This window comes from Vibrio sp. B1FLJ16, from assembly GCF_905175385.1.
Classification (GTDB): domain Bacteria; phylum Pseudomonadota; class Gammaproteobacteria; order Enterobacterales; family Vibrionaceae; genus Vibrio.
This window is the reverse complement of the sequence record NZ_HG992749.1, coordinates 2,888,503-2,909,872: the sequence shown is the minus strand read 5'-3', so window position 1 is coordinate 2,909,872 and position 21,370 is coordinate 2,888,503. Positions and strand designations below refer to the sequence as shown.

The 21,370-nt window shown below is 46.9% G+C and carries 13 protein-coding genes, 2 tRNA genes and 4 rRNA genes; 13 read left to right on the top strand and 6 right to left on the bottom strand.

The window, feature by feature from the left end; genetic code table 11:
• Positions 1-98: 98 nt before the first annotated feature.
• Positions 99-590: a sigma D regulator gene (gene rsd, locus KHN79_RS13300; protein ID WP_182011716.1), complete on the bottom strand. Its 492-nt coding sequence runs from the start codon at positions 588-590 to the stop codon at positions 99-101.
• A 177-nt stretch (positions 591-767) separates the two neighbouring features.
• Between rsd and nudC the strand changes: the two genes are divergently transcribed.
• Together nudC and hemE are read left to right on the top strand one after the other, a co-directional pair.
• The gene (gene nudC, locus KHN79_RS13295) at positions 768-1,598 is read left to right on the top strand and encodes an NAD(+) diphosphatase (protein ID WP_182011715.1); all 831 of its coding nucleotides are present in this window, start codon (positions 768-770) and stop codon (positions 1,596-1,598) included.
• A gap of 215 nt (positions 1,599-1,813) precedes the next feature.
• Entirely contained in the window at positions 1,814-2,881 is a 1,068-nt protein-coding gene (gene hemE, locus KHN79_RS13290) for a uroporphyrinogen decarboxylase (RefSeq protein WP_182011714.1), read from the top strand.
• A 221-nt stretch (positions 2,882-3,102) separates the two neighbouring features.
• On the opposite strand, the gene KHN79_RS13285 is transcribed toward hemE, so the two are convergent.
• Positions 3,103-3,675, bottom strand: a complete 573-nt coding sequence (locus KHN79_RS13285) for a uracil-DNA glycosylase family protein (RefSeq protein ID WP_182011713.1) — start codon at positions 3,673-3,675, stop codon at positions 3,103-3,105.
• A gap of 7 nt (positions 3,676-3,682) precedes the next feature.
• Positions 3,683-4,606 carry a D-2-hydroxyacid dehydrogenase gene (locus tag KHN79_RS13280; RefSeq protein WP_182011712.1) on the bottom strand — a complete coding sequence of 308 codons (924 nt, stop codon included), beginning with the start codon at positions 4,604-4,606 and terminating at the stop codon, positions 3,683-3,685.
• Between the two features lie 66 nt (positions 4,607-4,672).
• Here KHN79_RS13280 and KHN79_RS13275 point away from each other — a divergent pair, with 66 nt between their 5' ends.
• Positions 4,673-5,260 carry a DUF416 family protein gene (locus KHN79_RS13275; RefSeq protein WP_182011711.1) on the top strand — a complete coding sequence of 196 codons (588 nt, stop codon included), beginning with the start codon at positions 4,673-4,675 and terminating at the stop codon, positions 5,258-5,260.
• Positions 5,261-5,321: 61 nt separating this feature from the next.
• Here the strand turns inward: KHN79_RS13275 and KHN79_RS13270 are convergent, their stop codons facing one another.
• The gene (locus KHN79_RS13270; RefSeq protein WP_182011710.1) at positions 5,322-6,452 is read right to left on the bottom strand and encodes a hemolysin family protein; all 1,131 of its coding nucleotides are present in this window, start codon (positions 6,450-6,452) and stop codon (positions 5,322-5,324) included.
• A 252-nt stretch (positions 6,453-6,704) separates the two neighbouring features.
• Here KHN79_RS13270 and hupA point away from each other — a divergent pair, with 252 nt between their 5' ends.
• Both hupA and KHN79_RS13260 read left to right on the top strand, forming a co-directional pair.
• On the top strand, positions 6,705-6,977 hold the full coding sequence (hupA, locus tag KHN79_RS13265) for a nucleoid-associated protein HU-alpha (RefSeq protein WP_005433627.1): 273 nt from the start codon (positions 6,705-6,707) through the stop codon (positions 6,975-6,977).
• A gap of 39 nt (positions 6,978-7,016) precedes the next feature.
• Complete coding sequence (locus KHN79_RS13260) at positions 7,017-7,715, top strand: DUF1481 domain-containing protein (protein ID WP_182011709.1); 699 nt, start codon at positions 7,017-7,019, stop codon at positions 7,713-7,715.
• Positions 7,716-7,782: 67 nt separating this feature from the next.
• Here KHN79_RS13260 and purD read toward each other — a convergent pair whose 3' ends face one another.
• Together purD and purH are read right to left on the bottom strand one after the other, a co-directional pair.
• Positions 7,783-9,072, bottom strand: a complete 1,290-nt coding sequence (gene purD, locus KHN79_RS13255; RefSeq protein WP_182011708.1) for a phosphoribosylamine--glycine ligase — start codon at positions 9,070-9,072, stop codon at positions 7,783-7,785.
• Between the two features lie 195 nt (positions 9,073-9,267).
• Positions 9,268-10,860 carry a bifunctional phosphoribosylaminoimidazolecarboxamide formyltransferase/IMP cyclohydrolase gene (gene purH / locus KHN79_RS13250; RefSeq protein WP_182011707.1) on the bottom strand — a complete coding sequence of 531 codons (1,593 nt, stop codon included), beginning with the start codon at positions 10,858-10,860 and terminating at the stop codon, positions 9,268-9,270.
• Positions 10,861-11,125: 265 nt separating this feature from the next.
• On the opposite strand from purH, the gene zntR reads away from it, so the two are divergent.
• From zntR to KHN79_RS13210, 8 genes are all read left to right on the top strand, one after another.
• On the top strand, positions 11,126-11,524 hold the full coding sequence (gene zntR, locus KHN79_RS13245) for a Zn(2+)-responsive transcriptional regulator (protein WP_182011706.1): 399 nt from the start codon (positions 11,126-11,128) through the stop codon (positions 11,522-11,524).
• A 159-nt stretch (positions 11,525-11,683) separates the two neighbouring features.
• Positions 11,684-13,213 carry a lysine decarboxylation/transport transcriptional activator CadC gene (cadC, locus tag KHN79_RS13240; RefSeq protein WP_182011705.1) on the top strand — a complete coding sequence of 510 codons (1,530 nt, stop codon included), beginning with the start codon at positions 11,684-11,686 and terminating at the stop codon, positions 13,211-13,213.
• 853 nt (positions 13,214-14,066) lie between these two features.
• A 16S ribosomal RNA gene (locus KHN79_RS13235) occupies positions 14,067-15,619 on the top strand.
• Between the two features lie 278 nt (positions 15,620-15,897).
• Positions 15,898-18,789, top strand: a 23S ribosomal RNA gene (locus KHN79_RS13230).
• A gap of 94 nt (positions 18,790-18,883) precedes the next feature.
• Positions 18,884-18,999: ribosomal RNA gene (gene rrf / locus KHN79_RS13225) — 5S ribosomal RNA — on the top strand.
• Between the two features lie 318 nt (positions 19,000-19,317).
• A 16S ribosomal RNA gene (locus KHN79_RS13220) occupies positions 19,318-20,870 on the top strand.
• The 16S, 23S and 5S rRNA genes sit together here with 2 tRNA genes alongside, the layout of an rRNA operon.
• Positions 20,871-20,935: 65 nt before the next feature.
• A tRNA-Ile gene (locus KHN79_RS13215) sits at positions 20,936-21,012 on the top strand.
• 41 nt (positions 21,013-21,053) lie between these two features.
• Positions 21,054-21,129, top strand: a tRNA-Ala gene (locus KHN79_RS13210).
• Positions 21,130-21,370: the final 241 nt, after the last annotated feature.

Below are 21,370 nucleotides of genomic sequence, written 5' to 3'. Positions count from 1 at the left end.
AGTGCTTTGGATTGGAATTAAAAAAAGGGCTGATACTTTTGCATCAACCCTATATTTCAATCTCAAGTTTCTGTGAGTGTTGCCTGAACTAGTGGCATTTAAGCCCCTGGTGGCATCGACAGGCTATCTGAAATTTGCTGAATCAGTTGATCTTCAACTTCAAAACGAGTCTCAAGAATTTCTCCGATTAAAGACATATCGGAATTGAAATCCGGTAATTCATCATCTTCTGTGATTTCAGAGTACTTGTCATTAAAGTTGAGCAGTGGCTCCGTGGTAATGACGATTTTTCCGTAAGTCTGGTTGATGTCGTCTGTTACAACAAATCCTGTCGATTTCCAGCGATCCATGACCATGTCGTAAATTTTGAAGTGGCCTTCAGAGATATAATCGACCAAGTGCTGGCAGAAGTCTTGCATTTCAGAAGGGGTAGGAAGTTCAATCACATTACTTTTTGAGCAAGGCTGCAGTGCTGCAAGCTTACAGTATTCTACAATCAGCGATTGTCTGGTTTCTAACCAGTGATCAATGACGTCACTTGAGCCACCCCATTGATCTTGTGTTTGTTTGAATTTTTTTAGCATGACCATGCCCTCATGATCGGAACGCCACCTGGCGAACTTATCCTTTGCATAGCAAAGTTGGTAAAGTTATTACAAACTCTTGTCCTTACTAAAATTTATGTTTCGACTTTCCCTAACGATAAACTCTAGTATGAAATTAGATTGCCAGTAAAATGGATGAACTTCAAGCAGAGGGAGGAGGTTATGTTAAGAAAAGGTGATGTTAAGCGCGTAGAAAATGCGCACTGGTGTGTTGTTTCAGGAAGTGATGTCTGGCTGGTGGATAGTGCTGTTCCTTTCGGTTCTGCAGAACAGTTAGCGCTGCCGGAAGCGGGTGCAAGGCAAATCGGTGAATATCAAAATCACCCTGTTATGTGGCTGAATCTGGCGGATCTTGAGCATGATTTACCGATGACTTCATTACGTGAATGTCTGGAATTTCCTAACTCACTGTTTCTCTTGCTTAGTAAGGCTATCCAATATGGACACATGACTCAAAGTTTGCGTTTTTGTCCACAATGTGGCGGAAGGAACTTTATTAACAATAACCAGCTCGCGATGCAGTGCGGCGAGTGTCGGACGCTGCATTACCCTCGTATCTTCCCATGTATTATTGTCGCTGTACGCAAGGACAAGCAGATTCTATTAGCACAACACCCGCGACATCGAAATGGCATGTATACAGTGATAGCGGGGTTTCTGGAGGTCGGGGAAACACTAGAAGAGTGCGTTGCTCGCGAAATACACGAAGAAACGGGAATCAACGTAAAGAATATTCGCTATTTTGGTAGCCAGCCATGGGCATTTCCGTCCAGCATGATGATGGCATTTTTAGCCGATTATGAATCGGGAGAGTTAAATCCGGACTATACCGAGTTGTCTGATGCGCAGTGGTTCAGCGCTGAAGAAATGCCGCCAGTCGCACCAAAAGGCACCATCGCGCGAGCTCTGATAGAGCAAACTCTGCAAGATATTGACTCTAATTTCTTGGAAAAAAAGGTAAAAAAAACCCTCCGAGAGGGAGGGGGTAAGTAAGATGTCGTTATGAGATGCTGAGTACTGGGTACTCAGTTTATAATTGTAGTTTTCGCTAGCGAACAAATTTTTAACACTGATGAGGGTTGGGTGCAAATTAAGCATTGATTTAAAAGTTAATAACTTGATCCAGGTTGCAAAGCACACAGCTATTAGCCTTAAATCAGTGATAGAATACCTCCTTTCAAAGAAAGCCTAACAATTGGAATTTCGGAATGACTGAATTAAAAAATGATCGTTATCTGCGTGCACTTCTTAAAGAGTCGGTAGATTACACGCCAGTATGGATGATGCGTCAGGCAGGTCGTTACCTACCAGAATACAAAGCAACACGTGCAGAGGCGGGTGATTTCATGTCTTTGTGTAGAAACGCGGAGCTGGCGTCTGAAGTAACTCTTCAACCTCTACGCCGTTTTCCTCTTGATGCAGCAATCTTATTCTCCGACATCCTGACTATCCCTGATGCAATGGGTCTGGGACTGCGCTTTGCAGCTGGTGAAGGCCCCGTATTCGATAACCCGATCACTTGCAAAGCTGACGTGGAAAAAATTGGCCTCCCGGATCCGGAAGGTGAGCTGCAATACGTGATGAATGCTGTGCGTCAGATCCGTAAAGACCTGCAGGGGGAAGTACCTCTAATCGGTTTCTCTGGCAGCCCGTGGACACTCGCAACTTATATGGTTGAAGGTGGTAGCTCGAAAGCATTCACTAAGATCAAGAAGATGATGTACGCTGAGCCGCAAACATTGCACTTGTTACTAGATAAGCTTGCTGACAGTGTCATTGAGTACCTAAACGCACAGATTAAAGCTGGTGCCCAGTCAGTCATGGTATTTGATACGTGGGGTGGTGTACTGACTCCTCGTGACTACAACCTGTTCTCGCTGCAATACATGCACAAAATCGTCGACGGCCTGATCCGTGAAAACGATGGTCGTCGTGTACCTGTTACTCTGTTTACTAAAAATGGTGGTATGTGGTTAGAACAGATCGCAGCGACAGGCTGTGATGCAGTTGGTCTGGACTGGACGATTAACATTGCAGACGCGAAATCTCGTATCGGCGACAAAGTGGCATTGCAGGGCAATATGGACCCATCAATGCTTTATGCTTCACCAGAGCGTATCCGTGAAGAAGTTGCCACTATCCTGGAAGGATTTGGTGATGCAGGTACGGGGCATGTATTTAACCTTGGCCATGGTATCCACTTAGATGTTCCGCCAGAAAATGCCGGTGTATTTGTAGAAGCTGTACACGAGTTGTCTAAGCCATACCATAAATAATCTCGACTTTTTAAGTTCCGATACCGGCATTGATTGCCGGTATTTTTTTGTCTTGAATTTGTCGGTGTATAGCTCATACAGTATTTGGCCTGCTATGATCCAATTACTGTTAAAGCTGTACGAATATAATAATAGTCTTTTAAAAACAGTTTATTATGCGTGTTAGATTTGTGTGGCTTTTTATGATGTACAGATAAAACAGTAAATAGATCATGGGTGACCTAAAGCATCGAGTGGACTCGTTGCCGAAGGTAGGGGATAACATCGGTTTCAAACCACGGATTCTTTTTCAGCCATAACGTATTGCGTGGAGAAGGGTGTGGAAGAGGGATAAAGTCCGGTTCCCAGTCTTGCCATTGCATTACGGTTTGGGTGAGCGTTTTGGGTCTGTTCGTCAGGTAATACTGTTGTGAATACTGGCCAATCAATAACGTCAGCTCAATATTCGGCAGTTGTTCAAGTAACTTCTGATGCCAGGCCGACGCACATTCTTTGCGCGGTGGTAAATCTCCGGACTGCCCTTTACCGGGGTAGCAAAAACCCATTGGAATAATCGCTACTTTATTCTCGTCGTAAAAGGTGTCTTTATCGATATCCAGCCATTGCCGTAATCTGTCACCACTCGGATCATTCCAGGGTATGGATGTTTTATGCACCCGAGTACCTGGAGCCTGCCCGATAATAAGTAAGCGCGCCTCTTTCCCAGCCTGTACCACAGGATTGGCACCTAATGGCAGATTGTTCGCGCAAAGCTGACAGGCCCGGACTTGTTTCAGTAACGTATCTAGAGACATGAGTGTTTCAGTACCCTTTGTCGAAATCAACTTGATGGGAGAATGAGAAGCCATCTCGCCAACGCAGGTAGTTCTCGGTAAATATCTCTGCGACTTGTTCCGGGAAGCTGGTGGCTGCAATGTGTGGTGTGATTGTTATCTGTGGCAATTTCCAGAAAGGGTGATTCTCAGGAAGTGGTTCTTGTTCAAATACATCAAGAATGGCGTGTTCTACCCAGCGGTTCTTCAGTGCGAGTAGCAGCCCTTTATCTTCCAGTATGTCTCCCCGGCCGACATTAATCAGTATCGCCTGATCAAGGTGACTGAGTGTTTCGCTGTTAAGCAGGTAATGCGTATCTGGAGTACTTGGCAGGGTGTTAACCACGATATCTGCCTGTTTCAGGGCACTTGCCAGTTCACTAATGTGAAAAGTCTGCCCAAACTCTCCTCCTGCAGTAGGGATACCGGTGCGATTGACACCGATGGTTTTTAGCCCCATTGCTTGAACGGCTTTGCCTACGTAAGCACCGATACTGCCGGTGCCTAGAATAACCATGGTTTTACCCTGCAGAGAGCTGTATAGATGTGGCTGCCAGTGTTTATCCTGTTGTTGCTGGTGGTAGCGGTTAAAGTGACGGTAGTGCGCAATGCTGTAACCAATGACATATTCGGCAATGAGCGGACCAAAAATTCCACGCACATTGGTGAGCGTATAGTCCCTGCGTAGATCCGGTGACATCAGGGTATTCACCCCTGCAAACGTGGACTGCACCCATTCAAGTTGTGAAAACTCGTCTAACCTTTGTGATAGCAGTGGCGGATCAGCCAATACAATTTGAGCTTCATTTGGCTTATCCGTAATGCTCAGATCCGGCAGGTTTTTCCCTGTCAGTAATGTTTGGTAGGTGTCACGATGCTCCGAGAGCAGGAAAATCTTATTTGGCTGCGGCATTAACTTTTTTCCCTGTGATGAATCAAGTACACTTTCGCTGTATTTTTCTTCAATGATTGAGTGACTATGCTTAAGAATCCTCTTCAGGTTCGGTTAGAAAAACTGGAACCTTGGCAACAAATTACCTTTATGGCGTGTCTGTGTGAGCGCATGTATCCAAACTATGCGATGTTTTGTGACAATACAGAATTTGCTGAACCACGCGCTTACCGAGCGATTCTTGATAGTGTATGGGAAATTCTGACAGTAAAAACGGCGAAAGTGAACTTTGAACGTCAGTTAGAAAAACTAGAAGAGTTATTCCCTAGTGCAGAAGAGTTTGATTTTTACGCTGTCTACCCCGCAATGGATGCGTGTCAGGCGTTGTCTACCTTACTGCATGGTCTGTTAGATCGTGATTACCTTTTCGATTCTATGATTAAGGTGAGTCAGCAATCGGTGCAAACCGTAGCGGATCTGGAACAAGCGCAAGGCAGCGAACCTGTCACTAACGACAATCAAAAAGAAAACCAGGCGGTATGTGAAGAGTGGGACGTTCAGTGGGCTATTTTCCGTCCGTTGCGTGAAGCAACAGAGCGTGATATCAGCCTGATTAAAGATTTACGTGAAGAGTTGCGTGAAGAGGGCGTAAGTAACATCGGTATAGCGCTTTAATCATTTACAAAATAAAAGGCATCCGGTTGGATGCCTTTTATTGTATGACGTCTTCTGACGGTTAAGGCTGCTTACTATCAGGTTTCACCGTTGATTGAGCATCAGAACCGGTGTCCTGTTTTTCTGACTCAGTTTCTTCCTCGTCATCGCGACTTTCAATTACACCGTGTTTCTCTTTCCAGCTTTCCCAGCGTTGATACGCCAGCTCCTGCATGTCTGTGCTTTTATCCGCTTCGTCAATGATCTCTTCACCGACTAAATGCTCAAAGATGTCTTCCAGTGTAACTAAGCCCTGTACCGTACCGTATTCATCAACCACAAGTGCAAGTTGCAGACGGTGGGTCATCATCTGATCAAACACCTTAGGTAATGCGGTATTATTTAGTACCACCTGAATCGGGCGCATCACCGTACCAAGCAGTTTCTGGCCACTGCCGGATTGTTGCAGTTTAAACAGTTCCAGACGGTGAACAAAACCGATGATGTTGTCTTTCTGCTCGCTATAAATTAAAGGACGGGAGAAAGGCGTATCCTTGTGTAGATCCAGAAATTGATCAATGGTCTTGGTCGCATTAACACGAAATACCACCGGACGAGGCGTCATCACCTGGGTAACAGGAACATCTTGAATACCAAGCAGGTTACTCAGGATTTTTGACTCACCTTCGGCAAACTCACCGCTTTCACGGGCGAGAATGGCCATCGCAGATAACTCGTCACGCATCTTAGGTGCTTCGTGGTTACGGGCAAGACGTTTGGTGATTTGCTCAGAGAACCAGACGAAAGGCGTTAAAGCCCATACCATCCAGCGCAGAGTGACCGCCGTCGTCGGAGCAAGCTGACGCCAGTAGGTTGCACCTATGGTCTTAGGTACGATTTCCGATAAAACCAAAATCGCTAGTGTCAGAACTGCGGAGAAAATACCCAGCGCTTCACTACCGAAAACCGCCGCGGCTTGCGCACCTGCGGTTGCTGCACCAATCGTATGGGCGATGGTGTTGAGAGTCAGTATCGATGCCAACGGACGGTCGATGTCAGATTTGAGTTTAGATAGCTGCTCTGCAGCCGGGTGCCCCTGTTGATTGAGTTGCGCTATGTAAGTCGGACTGATACTCAGTAATACCGCCTCCAGTACCGAACAGATAAACGAAATGCCGATAGCAATAGATACATAAATGGATAACAGCAGCATAGTTGCCCTTGAAATAGTTGGATTGTGGTTAATTGCGGCAATTATAGCCGCTAAATCGCGATATAAATTGCGCCAATTGCACCGGAAAGCAAGGGGTTTCGAATGATATGTGGTAACAAACTGTGAGTTGTTACTCATATTATGGCTAAAAGTACGTCATAAAACCGAAAGATCACCCACAAACCTTTGCCAGATGGGGCATTAATGTTTTAGAGTGAGACGAATTCGATAACCTATAAGAAGGGAAACCTAATGAACAAGACCCAATTAATCGACTTTATCGCAGAGAAAGCAGATCTATCTAAAGCACAAGCAAAAGCTGCTCTTGAAGCGACTCTTGAAGGTGTAACTGGTGCACTTAAAGAGGGTGACCAAGTTCAACTAATTGGTTTTGGTACGTTCAAAGTAAACCACCGCGCTGCACGTACTGGTCGCAATCCTAAGACTGGTGACGAGATTCAAATTGCAGCTGCTAACGTTCCTGCATTCGTAGCGGGTAAAGCGCTGAAAGAATCAGTAAACTAAGCTAGAATGCACCGAGGTATCCTGCCTCGGTGCAATTTTATGAAAAAACATCTTTTCACTTCACTTTTCCTCTCTGGCCTTTCTCTTGTTGGCTGTTCATCAGTAGACACTACCAATCTTGAACAATTTACCTATTTCACCGGTGGTAAAATCGAAGGTGATGCGAGCAGTTTGTACTGGATAACAGAGCGGCTTACCCGTATCAGCACTGCAGCGGATTACGTCACAGCCGGGGATTATGGTTGGTATCAAAGTGAGTATCGCTGGGATGAAGGGGAACTACGTGAGTTGATTCGAAAGGGTGACCAGCTAGATGCCAAGCAGGGCATGGTGCCTTTTCAAATCCATATCCGATTTAATAAAGATGGTGAGGCGGTTTATCAACAATACCGAGTTAATAGTAAGGTACTCCCCTTACAGCATGATCAACTAGAGCGTTTTAAGGCAGAAGCTAAGGATATCGTTGTTTCTGTTAAAGAGCGTTCTGGTAACGGGCAGAAACTGATTCAAGGCTACTGGGATGGTGAGTCGTTAGAAACTTGCAACGGGAAAGAGTTTGCAACATTAGAATTTAACCAAACCCTGCCGAAATTTGTTATTGACCGGTTAGCATCAGTGGATAATTACATCGCCTTTGTTGGTCGAGAGTCACGTAATAAGGTGATGGTTGATGAGCTGTTGTTACTTAAAGATGATGACTCAGATTGTATTCAGCGGCCTAAGCTTATTGCTGAATAGTCTCCCGTATTGAACAGTAAAAAGGCGCTTAACGCGCCTTTTTTATTTTAGCCAACGGGTGGTGTTGTTATTTTGATTGCTCACGAGCGATAGCGCGGTAGCCGATATCATTGCGATGGAACATACCATTCCAGCTGATCTGTTTTGTCAGCTCGTACGCTCGCTGCTGAGCTTCTGAAACGCTGTGACCCAGCGCTGTCGCACACAGAACGCGGCCACCGTTTGTTACGATCTCACCGTTTTTATTGTCTGTACCAGCATGGAATACTTTCTCGCCTTCAACTTCGATTTGCGGCAAGCCTGAAATCACATCGCCTTTGTTGTATGCCGCCGGGTAACCGCCTGCAGCAAGTACAATACCGATAGACGCGCGTGGATCCCATTTAGATTCCACTTGATCCAGTTTCTTGTCGACAGCAGCCAGACAAAGATCTACCAAATCTGATTGCATGCGCATCATGATTGGTTGAGTCTCAGGATCACCGAAGCGACAGTTATATTCGATCACTTTTGGTGTGCCGTCTTTATCGATCATCAGACCTGCGTACAGGAAGCCTGTGTACGGGTGACCTTCAGCCGCCATTCCGCGAACTGTCGGGTAAATCACTTCATCCATGATGCGGTTGTGGATTTCTGTAGTTACCACTGGTGCCGGAGAGTAAGCACCCATACCACCTGTGTTAGGACCAGTATCTTTGTCACCGACACGTTTGTGGTCTTGGCTGGTGGCCATTGGTAGTACGTTTTCACCATCTACCATCACGATGAAGCTTGCTTCTTCACCTTCCAGGAACTCTTCAATCACTACGCGGCTGCCTGCGTCACCAAAAGCGTTACCAGCCAGCATGTCTTTAATTGCGTCTTCTGCTTCTTCCAGAGTCATCGCAACGATAACGCCTTTACCAGCCGCCAGACCGTCTGCTTTAACAACGATAGGTGCACCTTGCTCACGTACATAAGATAATGCAGGTTCAATTTCAGTAAAGTTAGCGTAAGCACCCGTTGGGATCTTGTGGCGAGCAAGGAAGTCTTTTGTGAACGCTTTTGAGCCTTCAAGTTGAGCTGCTGCCTGAGTAGGGCCGAAAATAGGCAAACCCGCTTCGTTAAACGCATCGACAACACCGATAACCAGTGGCGCTTCAGGGCCAACGATAGTCAGTTCAATCGCGTTTTCTTTTGCAAATTCAACAAGGCCAGCGATGTCTTCTACATCGATGTTTACGTTCTCTAGTTTTGGTTCTAGCGCTGTACCTGCATTACCAGGTGCAATGAAGATAGTCTCAACATCTGGATTTTGCGCGGCTTTCCAGCCTAGAGCATGTTCGCGACCGCCTGAACCAATGATTAAAACTCGCATATTAAAATTCCTTAATTAAAAGTTTTTCTCAAAGTAGTGAGTGTTTTATGTTACTCAGCTATTCGAGTCCTCTTTAAATCAGTGGGAGCGATAACAAGGCGACAACCGAGCTTATCCCTATAAGCATAGCTAGCTATGTGATTAGGGTAAGTGAGAGCAGTCAACGACGTTTTCGCCCCAATGATGACAAGAGGATTAGTGGCGGAAGTGACGCATCCCCGTAAAGATCATCGCCATACCGTGCTCATCTGCGGCTGCGATAACTTCGTCGTCACGCATAGAACCACCTGGCTGAATCACACACTTGATACCTGCTTCTGCAGCCGCATCAATGCCGTCACGGAACGGGAAGAATGCGTCCGATGCCATTACGCTGCCAGCGACCTCCAGACCTTCGTCTGCCGCTTTGATGCCTGCAATTTTTGCAGAGTAAACTCGGCTCATTTGGCCTGCGCCCACACCGATAGTCATGTCACCTTTTGCGTAAACGATGGCATTTGATTTTACGTATTTCGCTACTTTCCAGCAGAACAGGGCATCTTTTAGCTCTTCTTCTGTTGGCTGACGTTTAGATACCACTTTAAGATCATCCAGGCTTACCATGCCTTGGTCGCGGTCTTGAACTAGCAGACCGCCGTTCACGCGTTTAATATCAAAGCCAGTGGTCTTAGTTGTCCACTCACCACACTCAAGCAGACGAACGTTTTTCTTCGCTGCAACCACTTCGATTGCTTCTTCAGATACTGAAGGTGCGATAATAACTTCAACGAACTGACGTTCAACGATAGCTGTAGCTGTTTCCGCGTCTAGCTCTTGGTTGAATGCAATAATACCGCCGAAAGCAGACGTTGGGTCTGTCTGGTATGCGCGGTTGTAGGCTTCCAGAATATCTTTACCCAGTGCAACACCACATGGGTTCGCGTGTTTTACGATCACACATGCTGGTTCACTGAACTCTTTCACACACTCAAGTGCTGCATCAGTGTCAGCGATGTTGTTGTAAGAAAGTGCTTTACCCTGAATTTGGCGTGCAGTAGAAACTGACGCTTCTTCTGGGTTCGCTTCAACGTAGAATGCTGCTGCCTGGTGGCTGTTCTCACCGTAGCGCATATCTTGTTTCTTCTCGAACTGCTGGTTGAAAGTACGAGGGAACTTTGACTCGTCGTCGCCTTCTTTGTTCTCACCGTAAGATGGAACCATAGTGCCGAAGTAGTTTGCGATCATACCGTCGTAAGATGCAGTATGCTCAAATGCAGTGATTGCAAGGTCGAAGCGGGTTTCCAGAGTCAGAGACTTGTCGTTGGCATCCATTTCAGCAATTACGCGGTCGTAGTCTGAAGCGTTTACAACGATGGTCACGTCTTTGTGGTTCTTCGCTGCTGAGCGAACCATTGTCGGACCACCGATATCGATGTTCTCAACAGCGTCTTCTAGAGTACAACCGTCTTTAGCAACAGTTTCTGCAAATGGGTATAGGTTAACGACAACCATGTCGATTGGATTGATGCCGTGCTTTTCCATCACTTCATCATCTTGACCACGACGGCCTAAAACGCCGCCATGAACTTTCGGGTGAAGCGTCTTAACGCGACCGTCCATCATTTCTGGGAAACCAGTGTAGTCAGAGACTTCAGTTACTGCGATGCCTTGCTCAGCAAGTAGGCGAGCTGTACCACCAGTAGATAGGATATCGACACCGCGCTCAGCAAGAGCTTGTGCAAACTCAACAATACCTGTTTTGTCTGATACGCTGATTAGCGCACGGCGAATAGGACGAGCGTTGTTCATGCTTCCATTTTCCTCAAATTCACGGAGTTAAAGATGTTTGCCAAAAATGAACTTGTTTTTACCTCTTGGGGTAAAATATTGGCCAGTTTTGGTAAAGACCTTTTCAGGGTGTTTTCGGTCAGAAAACCATCTCCACTATTTGATGGCGCGTATTCTAACTAATTTATTACAAAAAAGCTCGCGCAATCGTTTGGCATCGCAAAAATTTTTATAAAAAGGTCGATCTTTAGCTTTAAAAGTAACGAGATAGTTAATAAGGACAGTTATGTTTCAGATAGGCGAACTAGCGAAACGCTGCGGCGTGACCACCGATACATTACGTTTCTACGAGAAGAATGAGCTGATTAAGCCTGCGGGGCGAAGCGAGTCGGGCTATCGGCTCTACAAAGATGAGAATCAGAAACAGGTACGATTTATCCTTAAGGCCAAAGAGTTAGGGCTCAGTTTGGATGAAATTAAAGACCTGCTTGAAATTCAGCTAGAAGCCACCGAACACAGTTGTGCAGAGGTAAAAGCCATCACTTCTGCTAAGTTAGAGCTGATTGATGAGAAAATTAATGAACTCACCAAAATTCGCCGCGCGCTAAAGAAAATCAATGACGCCTGCTGCGGTCATGCTAATGACGATGCCAGTCACTGCTCTATCCTGGCAGCTATAGAGTAGTCTCATTTTTGTGCCGTTTGCTTTTAGCTCGCTTTGAACCGGCGGCATAGCTAGAAACACGTTATGTTCCTACTTATAATCCCCCCTCTTTTTGTCGTTAAGTAAAAGCGTTTCAACACTACCAATGTAAGTTGGTATGGTAGTTAAGAGAGAACTAATATGGCTGGAGTTTATTTTCGGATCAATGATTGGGTATTGGACGTTGATGAAAATAAGTTATACCGAAAAGATAGAGAAGTTACTGCCGAGCCACGTTTGATAAATCTTCTTAGTTTTCTCGCTGACAATGCTAATCAGATATTTACTCGTGAAGCGCTTATCCTATCGGTCTGGGAGAGGGATACTGTCGCAGACCAGGTGGTGACTCAGTCTATTTTTGAGCTACGCAAGCTGTTAGCTGACGGACGAGACGATTACCCCAGCTACGTGATCACAGTACCTAAGCGTGGATATAAGCTGGTGGCTGATGTCTCATTAATGACGGCTGCGGAGTTCAGAGCATTCCGTCTTTCTGAGTGTGATTACGGTAAGGAGGCAGAATCTGACTCTGAATCAAATGATACCAGGGTAAGACCGAAGTATGACTCAGCGGTCCAAGTGACTGGGAAAGAGATACATCAACTAATACAAAAGAAACGCTCAGAACGCTTATGGCGTCTTGGGTTTCTCGGTATCACACTAATAAGTCTGATGGTGAGCATAATTACGGTTCTGACTTACAAAAAGCCTGAAGTGAAAAAGAGCCATCCGATCGACACACACCTGATTGAGTTCAAAATGCAGAACAATTCAGGCTTGAATGATGACTTTGTTGATGGCCTGACTAAAAAAATAATGTCTGATGTGGCTCAGGTCAGCGACTACAGAGTGATGCAGACTGGTACCTCTGTTATTATAGTTACTAAGCCCGGAAAGTCTGTGGTGGTGAGAGTCAGGGAGAATGATGGCGTCAGATTTTTAGAAGTAGAGTATCGGACTCACGTTTCGAAAAATGCACTCTACCGACGTTTATATGTATTGACTGATAGTGATCTAAGAACTGTACTTCAGCAGGCCTCCTTAAGTCTGATGACAATACTGAACGTGCCAGAAGCTAAGCTCAAATCCTCAACGCTGGGTGGCGGCCTCCCGATGACGCCAAGAGGGTTGAAGCTGTTTATTCAGGCCAACCATTACTTAAAAGTTTCAGATATCAATCTATATCAATATGGTATTGAACTTATGGAACATGCTCTGGAAATAGAGCCTGACAATGTATATGTACAAGCAGAGTTGCTGATTGCTTACCACGTGCAGAAAGCATTTTCTCCAGACCTCGGGGTTATTGAGCCACATTTAGAGAAGATACGTGATGCCCTGGAAGTAAATGCAAAAATGGTTACCGGGCAGATTCAACCGCGCATATACGAAGCATTGGCACTTCATGAAACTGTATCTGGTGAGTTGGGGATAGCAAAGCAATACCTAACTCAGGCTTTAAATCTACGTGAGTCTGCTCTTTCTTATGTGATTCGCGGAAAACAGGCAGAATTGGCAGGAAACAGACAGTTAGCGGATAAGTCGTATTCAGAGGCTCTTTATATAGATAGCTCTTTTGAAACTTATTTGTTGTGTCAGAAGCTAATCTTTACCAGCGAGATAGAAGTGGGTGACGCCACTGATCAAGCGGTTATAGCTGTAACCGATTAAATCCGTTATATACAGAGATACCATTACTTTCTGCCCCTCACTAAATTGGAGGGGCTTCTTGTTTTCCAATACATGACAGAAGACAAATACGTCTTGGTGTAATGAGTAGTAATAAAGGATTAGTTTGATCTGTGCATCTATCTATATAAGAAAGATCTTATCTATAAACTCAATATCAAGTGCCAAGGGGTAAGAGATTGATGGTTTGCCTCGCTGTTTATGTCGATTAAACACAAAAATAAACACAAAAAGCATTGAAGCTGAGAAAAGTTCAGGAATCAAATTGACGATCCTTACATGAAATACAGAACAAATATCTTCCGCTAAGCATGAAAGAGGTGACCTTTAAGCACGGAAAAGATCCGTTTAAATAGGAAAAAACCGGAAGAATTGCTTCCTATTTGTACAGGTTGTTCAATACTTGTTCGGTTGAAAGTTTTTTTATAAAAAAACGCTTGTGCTAATTTCTCAACTCCCTATACTGCGCATCCACCGACACGGAGTGAGACAACAGTCACACAGCGAGTCGGAAAGAGAGAAAAAGAAATTTGAAAAAATGCTTGACTCTCAAATCGGGAAGCGTAAGATACGCACCCCTGACAGCACGACGCGAAAGCGATGAGTAAGTCAGAAATGCTCTTTAAAAATAAGAACCTATCAATCTGTGTGGGCACTCGTTGATGATAATCCAATTCGAAACTTCGGTTTCAAATTAGGTTTCAATGATACGAAGTGACCATTGAATCTTCGGATTCAGCACAGTCAATTCATTATCGTTCTGTTGGAACGATAATAGCTTTAAAATTACTTTTGTAGTTTTGAAGTCAGTATTCATTGAGCCGAACAAAATCTTAAATTGAAGAGTTTGATCATGGCTCAGATTGAACGCTGGCGGCAGGCCTAACACATGCAAGTCGAGCGGAAACGAGTTATCTGAACCTTCGGGGGACGATAACGGCGTCGAGCGGCGGACGGGTGAGTAATGCCTAGGAAATTGCCCTGATGTGGGGGATAACCATTGGAAACGATGGCTAATACCGCATGATGCCTTCGGGCCAAAGAGGGGGACCTTCGGGCCTCTCGCGTCAGGATATGCCTAGGTGGGATTAGCTAGTTGGTGAGGTAAGGGCTCACCAAGGCGACGATCCCTAGCTGGTCTGAGAGGATGATCAGCCACACTGGAACTGAGACACGGTCCAGACTCCTACGGGAGGCAGCAGTGGGGAATATTGCACAATGGGCGCAAGCCTGATGCAGCCATGCCGCGTGTGTGAAGAAGGCCTTCGGGTTGTAAAGCACTTTCAGTCGTGAGGAAGGTAGTGTAGTTAATAGCTGCATTATTTGACGTTAGCGACAGAAGAAGCACCGGCTAACTCCGTGCCAGCAGCCGCGGTAATACGGAGGGTGCGAGCGTTAATCGGAATTACTGGGCGTAAAGCGCATGCAGGTGGTTTGTTAAGTCAGATGTGAAAGCCCGGGGCTCAACCTCGGAATTGCATTTGAAACTGGCAGACTAGAGTACTGTAGAGGGGGGTAGAATTTCAGGTGTAGCGGTGAAATGCGTAGAGATCTGAAGGAATACCGGTGGCGAAGGCGGCCCCCTGGACAGATACTGACACTCAGATGCGAAAGCGTGGGGAGCAAACAGGATTAGATACCCTGGTAGTCCACGCCGTAAACGATGTCTACTTGGAGGTTGTGGCCTTGAGCCGTGGCTTTCGGAGCTAACGCGTTAAGTAGACCGCCTGGGGAGTACGGTCGCAAGATTAAAACTCAAATGAATTGACGGGGGCCCGCACAAGCGGTGGAGCATGTGGTTTAATTCGATGCAACGCGAAGAACCTTACCTACTCTTGACATCCAGAGAACTTTCCAGAGATGGATTGGTGCCTTCGGGAACTCTGAGACAGGTGCTGCATGGCTGTCGTCAGCTCGTGTTGTGAAATGTTGGGTTAAGTCCCGCAACGAGCGCAACCCTTATCCTTGTTTGCCAGCGAGTAATGTCGGGAACTCCAGGGAGACTGCCGGTGATAAACCGGAGGAAGGTGGGGACGACGTCAAGTCATCATGGCCCTTACGAGTAGGGCTACACACGTGCTACAATGGCGCATACAGAGGGCGGCCAACTTGCGAAAGTGAGCGAATCCCAAAAAGTGCGTCGTAGTCCGGATTGGAGTCTGCAACTCGACTCCATGAAGTCGGAATCGCTAGTAATCGTGGATCAGAATGCCACGGTGAATACGTTCCCGGGCCTTGTACACACCGCCCGTCACACCATGGGAGTGGGCTGCAAAAGAAGTAGGTAGTTTAACCTTCGGGGGGACGCTTACCACTTTGTGGTTCATGACTGGGGTGAAGTCGTAACAAGGTAGCGCTAGGGGAACCTGGCGCTGGATCACCTCCTTATACGATGATTATACACGATGAGTGTCCACACAGATTGATAGTTCACAAGCGCAAGCTTGTAGCTAACATAGCTCTTTAACAATTTGGAAAGCTGACAAAATAATCTTTAAGATTATTTGTAAAGTTCTCAAAGTATTCCTGATGGAATACAACTAACAACACATTCAAGTGTTCTTGGAATTTGAGTCCGGCAAAATCGAAAGCTGTCTCGCTCATTCAAATAATGAGACAGCAACTTTGGTTGTTTAACTTCAATTCGAAACTCCTTCGGGTTGTATGGTTAAGTGACTAAGCGTACACGGTGGATGCCTTGGCAGTCAGAGGCGATGAAGGACGTATTAACTTGCGATAAGCCCAGATTAGGCAGTAAAAGCCACTTGAGTCTGGGATTTCCGAATGGGGAAACCCACTAGCATAAGCTAGTATCGCTGCGTGAATACATAGCGCAGCGAGGCGAACCGGGGGAACTGAAACATCTAAGTACCCCGAGGAAAAGAAATCAACCGAGATTCCGAAAGTAGCGGCGAGCGAAATTGGACTAGCCCTTAAGCTTTATATGCGTTAGACGAACGGTCTGGAAAGTCCGGCGATACAGGGTGATAGCCCCGTAGTTGACAACGCACATTCAGTGAAATCGAGTAGGGCGGGACACGTGATATCCTGTCTGAATATGGGGGGACCATCCTCCAAGGCTAAATACTACTGACTGACCGATAGTGAACCAGTACCGTGAGGGAAAGGCGAAAAGAACCCCTGTGAGGGGAGTGAAATAGAACCTGAAACCGTGTACGTACAAGCAGTAGGAGCAGGCTTTGTCCTGTGACTGCGTACCTTTTGTATAATGGGTCAGCGACTTATATTCAGTGGCAAGGTTAACCATCTAGGGGAGCCGTAGGGAAACCGAGTCTTAACTGGGCGTTTTAGTCTCTGGATATAGACCCGAAACCAGGTGATCTAGCCATGGGCAGGTTGAAGGTTGAGTAACATCAACTGGAGGACCGAACCGACTAATGTTGAAAAATTAGCGGATGACTTGTGGCTAGGGGTGAAAGGCCAATCAAACCTGGAGATAGCTGGTTCTCCCCGAAAGCTATTTAGGTAGCGCCTCGGACGAATACTACTGGGGGTAGAGCACTGTTAAGGCTAGGGGGTCATCCCGACTTACCAACCCTTTGCAAACTCCGAATACCAGTAAGTACTATCCGGGAGACACACGGCGGGTGCTAACGTCCGTCGTGGAGAGGGAAACAACCCAGACCGCCAGCTAAGGTCCCAAATTACTACTAAGTGGGAAACGATGTGGGAAGGCTCAGACAGCCAGGATGTTGGCTTAGAAGCAGCCATCATTTAAAGAAAGCGTAATAGCTCACTGGTCGAGTCGGCCTGCGCGGAAGATGTAACGGGGCTAAGTAGTAAACCGAAGCTGCGGCAATATACTTTTGTATATTGGGTAGGGGAGCGTTCTGTAAGCGGTTGAAGGTGTGTGGTAACGCATGCTGGACGTATCAGAAGTGCGAATGCTGACATGAGTAACGATAAAGGGGGTGAAAAACCTCCTCGCCGGAAGACCAAGGGTTCCTGTCCAACGTTAATCGGGGCAGGGTAAGTCGACCCCTAAGGCGAGGCCGAAAGGCGTAGTCGATGGGAAACGGGTTAATATTCCCGTACTTCTTACAATTGCGATGGGGGGACGGAGAAGGCTAGGTGGGCCTGGCGACGGTTGTCCAGGTTCAAGTGCGTAGGCTTAAGAGTTAGGTAAATCCGGCTCTTTTTAAGGCTGAGACACGACGTCGAGCTACTACGGTAGTGAAGTCATTGATGCCATGCTTCCAGGAAAAGCCTCTAAGCTTCAGATTGTAAGGAATCGTACCCCAAACCGACACAGGTGGTCGGGTAGAGAATACCAAGGCGCTTGAGAGAACTCGGGTGAAGGAACTAGGCAAAATGGTACCGTAACTTCGGGAGAAGGTACGCTCTCGACGGTGAAGTCCCTCGCGGATGGAGCTATTGAGAGTCGCAGATACCAGGTGGCTGCAACTGTTTATTAAAAACACAGCACTGTGCAAAATCGTAAGATGACGTATACGGTGTGACGCCTGCCCGGTGCCGGAAGGTTAATTGATGGGGTTAGACTTCGGTCGAAGCTCTTGATCGAAGCCCCGGTAAACGGCGGCCGTAACTATAACGGTCCTAAGGTAGCGAAATTCCTTGTCGGGTAAGTTCCGACCTGCACGAATGGCGTAATGATGGCCACGCTGTCTCCACCCGAGACTCAGTGAAATTGAAATCGCTGTGAAGATGCAGTGTACCCGCGGCTAGACGGAAAGACCCCGTGAACCTTTACTACAGCTTGGCACTGAACATTGACCCTACATGTGTAGGATAGGTGGGAGGCTTTGAAGACGGTACGCCAGTATCGTTGGAGCCGTCCTTGAAATACCACCCTTGTAGTGTTGATGTTCTAACGTTGACCCCTTATCGGGGTTACGGACAGTGCCTGGTGGGTAGTTTGACTGGGGCGGTCTCCTCCCAAAGAGTAACGGAGGAGCACGAAGGTGGGCTAATCACGGTTGGACATCGTGAGGTTAGTGCAATGGCATAAGCCCGCTTGACTGCGAGAATGACAATTCGAGCAGGTGCGAAAGCAGGTCATAGTGATCCGGTGGTTCTGAATGGAAGGGCCATCGCTCAACGGATAAAAGGTACTCCGGGGATAACAGGCTGATACCGCCCAAGAGTTCATATCGACGGCGGTGTTTGGCACCTCGATGTCGGCTCATCACATCCTGGGGCTGAAGTCGGTCCCAAGGGTATGGCTGTTCGCCATTTAAAGTGGTACGCGAGCTGGGTTTAGAACGTCGTGAGACAGTTCGGTCCCTATCTGCCGTGGGCGTTGGAGAATTGAAAGGGGCTGCTCCTAGTACGAGAGGACCGGAGTGGACGAACCTCTGGTGTTCGGGTTGTGTCGCCAGACGCATTGCCCGGTAGCTAAGTTCGGAATTGATAACCGCTGAAAGCATCTAAGCGGGAAGCAAGCCTTGAGATGAGTTCTCCCTGATACTTTAAGTATCCTAAAGGGTTGTCGTAGACTACGACGTTGATAGGCAGGGTGTGTAAGCGTTGTGAGGCGTTGAGCTAACCTGTACTAATTGCCCGTGAGGCTTAACCATACAACACCCAAGGGGTTTTGATGGACTCAATAAAAGAACATTGAATGTGTAAGAACGAGAATTAAAAAAACAGCTTTCCAGATTAAAGAATTTGCTTGGCGGCCATAGCGTTTTGGACCCACCTGATTCCATTCCGAACTCAGAAGTGAAACAAAACAGCGCCGATGGTAGTGTGGGGTTTCCCCATGTGAGAGTAGGACATCGCCAGGCTTTAATTTCGACTTTGCTTATGATTTAAGCAAGTCACCATAGGGTTCTGAAGTTTTTCAGAATTTTATGTTGACTTTCAAAGTGGAAAGCGTATTATACGCACCTCGCTTACGTGCTAAGGCACTGAAAGCCAAGCTCTTTAACAATATAGACCTATCAATCTGTGTGGGCACTCGTTGATGATAATCCAATTCGATACTTCGGTATCAAATTAGGTTTCAATGATACGAAGTGACCATTGAATCTTCGGATTCAGCACAGTCAATTCAAACATTACTTTATGTAATGTTCAGTATTCATTGAGCCGAACAAAATCTTAAATTGAAGAGTTTGATCATGGCTCAGATTGAACGCTGGCGGCAGGCCTAACACATGCAAGTCGAGCGGAAACGAGTTATCTGAACCTTCGGGGAACGATAACGGCGTCGAGCGGCGGACGGGTGAGTAATGCCTAGGAAATTGCCCTGATGTGGGGGATAACCATTGGAAACGATGGCTAATACCGCATGATGCCTTCGGGCCAAAGAGGGGGACCTTCGGGCCTCTCGCGTCAGGATATGCCTAGGTGGGATTAGCTAGTTGGTGAGGTAAGGGCTCACCAAGGCGACGATCCCTAGCTGGTCTGAGAGGATGATCAGCCACACTGGAACTGAGACACGGTCCAGACTCCTACGGGAGGCAGCAGTGGGGAATATTGCACAATGGGCGCAAGCCTGATGCAGCCATGCCGCGTGTGTGAAGAAGGCCTTCGGGTTGTAAAGCACTTTCAGTCGTGAGGAAGGTAGTGTAGTTAATAGCTGCATTATTTGACGTTAGCGACAGAAGAAGCACCGGCTAACTCCGTGCCAGCAGCCGCGGTAATACGGAGGGTGCGAGCGTTAATCGGAATTACTGGGCGTAAAGCGCATGCAGGTGGTTTGTTAAGTCAGATGTGAAAGCCCGGGGCTCAACCTCGGAATTGCATTTGAAACTGGCAGACTAGAGTACTGTAGAGGGGGGTAGAATTTCAGGTGTAGCGGTGAAATGCGTAGAGATCTGAAGGAATACCGGTGGCGAAGGCGGCCCCCTGGACAGATACTGACACTCAGATGCGAAAGCGTGGGGAGCAAACAGGATTAGATACCCTGGTAGTCCACGCCGTAAACGATGTCTACTTGGAGGTTGTGGCCTTGAGCCGTGGCTTTCGGAGCTAACGCGTTAAGTAGACCGCCTGGGGAGTACGGTCGCAAGATTAAAACTCAAATGAATTGACGGGGGCCCGCACAAGCGGTGGAGCATGTGGTTTAATTCGATGCAACGCGAAGAACCTTACCTACTCTTGACATCCAGAGAACTTTCCAGAGATGGATTGGTGCCTTCGGGAACTCTGAGACAGGTGCTGCATGGCTGTCGTCAGCTCGTGTTGTGAAATGTTGGGTTAAGTCCCGCAACGAGCGCAACCCTTATCCTTGTTTGCCAGCGAGTAATGTCGGGAACTCCAGGGAGACTGCCGGTGATAAACCGGAGGAAGGTGGGGACGACGTCAAGTCATCATGGCCCTTACGAGTAGGGCTACACACGTGCTACAATGGCGCATACAGAGGGCGGCCAACTTGCGAAAGTGAGCGAATCCCAAAAAGTGCGTCGTAGTCCGGATTGGAGTCTGCAACTCGACTCCATGAAGTCGGAATCGCTAGTAATCGTGGATCAGAATGCCACGGTGAATACGTTCCCGGGCCTTGTACACACCGCCCGTCACACCATGGGAGTGGGCTGCAAAAGAAGTAGGTAGTTTAACCTTCGGGGGGACGCTTACCACTTTGTGGTTCATGACTGGGGTGAAGTCGTAACAAGGTAGCGCTAGGGGAACCTGGCGCTGGATCACCTCCTTATACGATGATTACTCACGATGAGTGTCCACACAGATTGATACGGTTTATGTAAAAGAGACGATACTGGGTCTGTAGCTCAGGTGGTTAGAGCGTTCGCCTGATAAGCGAGAGGTCGGTGGTTCGAGTCCACTCAGACCCACCAATTCCTTTTAGGGAGTTGGCATACAGTATCGACACCTTGATGGGGCTATAGCTCAGCTGGGAGAGCGCCTGCCTTGCACGCAGGAGGTCTGCGGTTCGATCCCGCATAGCTCCACCATCTTTAAGCGCATTAGCGATAGTGCTTTTAAAAATGGTTACTTCATTGAAGTGATTAGCTCTTTAACAATTTGGAAAGCTGACAAAATAATCTTTAAGATTATTTGTAAAGTTCTCAAAGTATTCCTAAGGGAATACAACTAACAACACATTCAAGTGTTCTTGGAATTTGAGTCCGGCAAAATCGAAAGCTGTCTCGCTCATTCAAATAATGAGACAGCAACTTTGGTTGTTTAACTTCA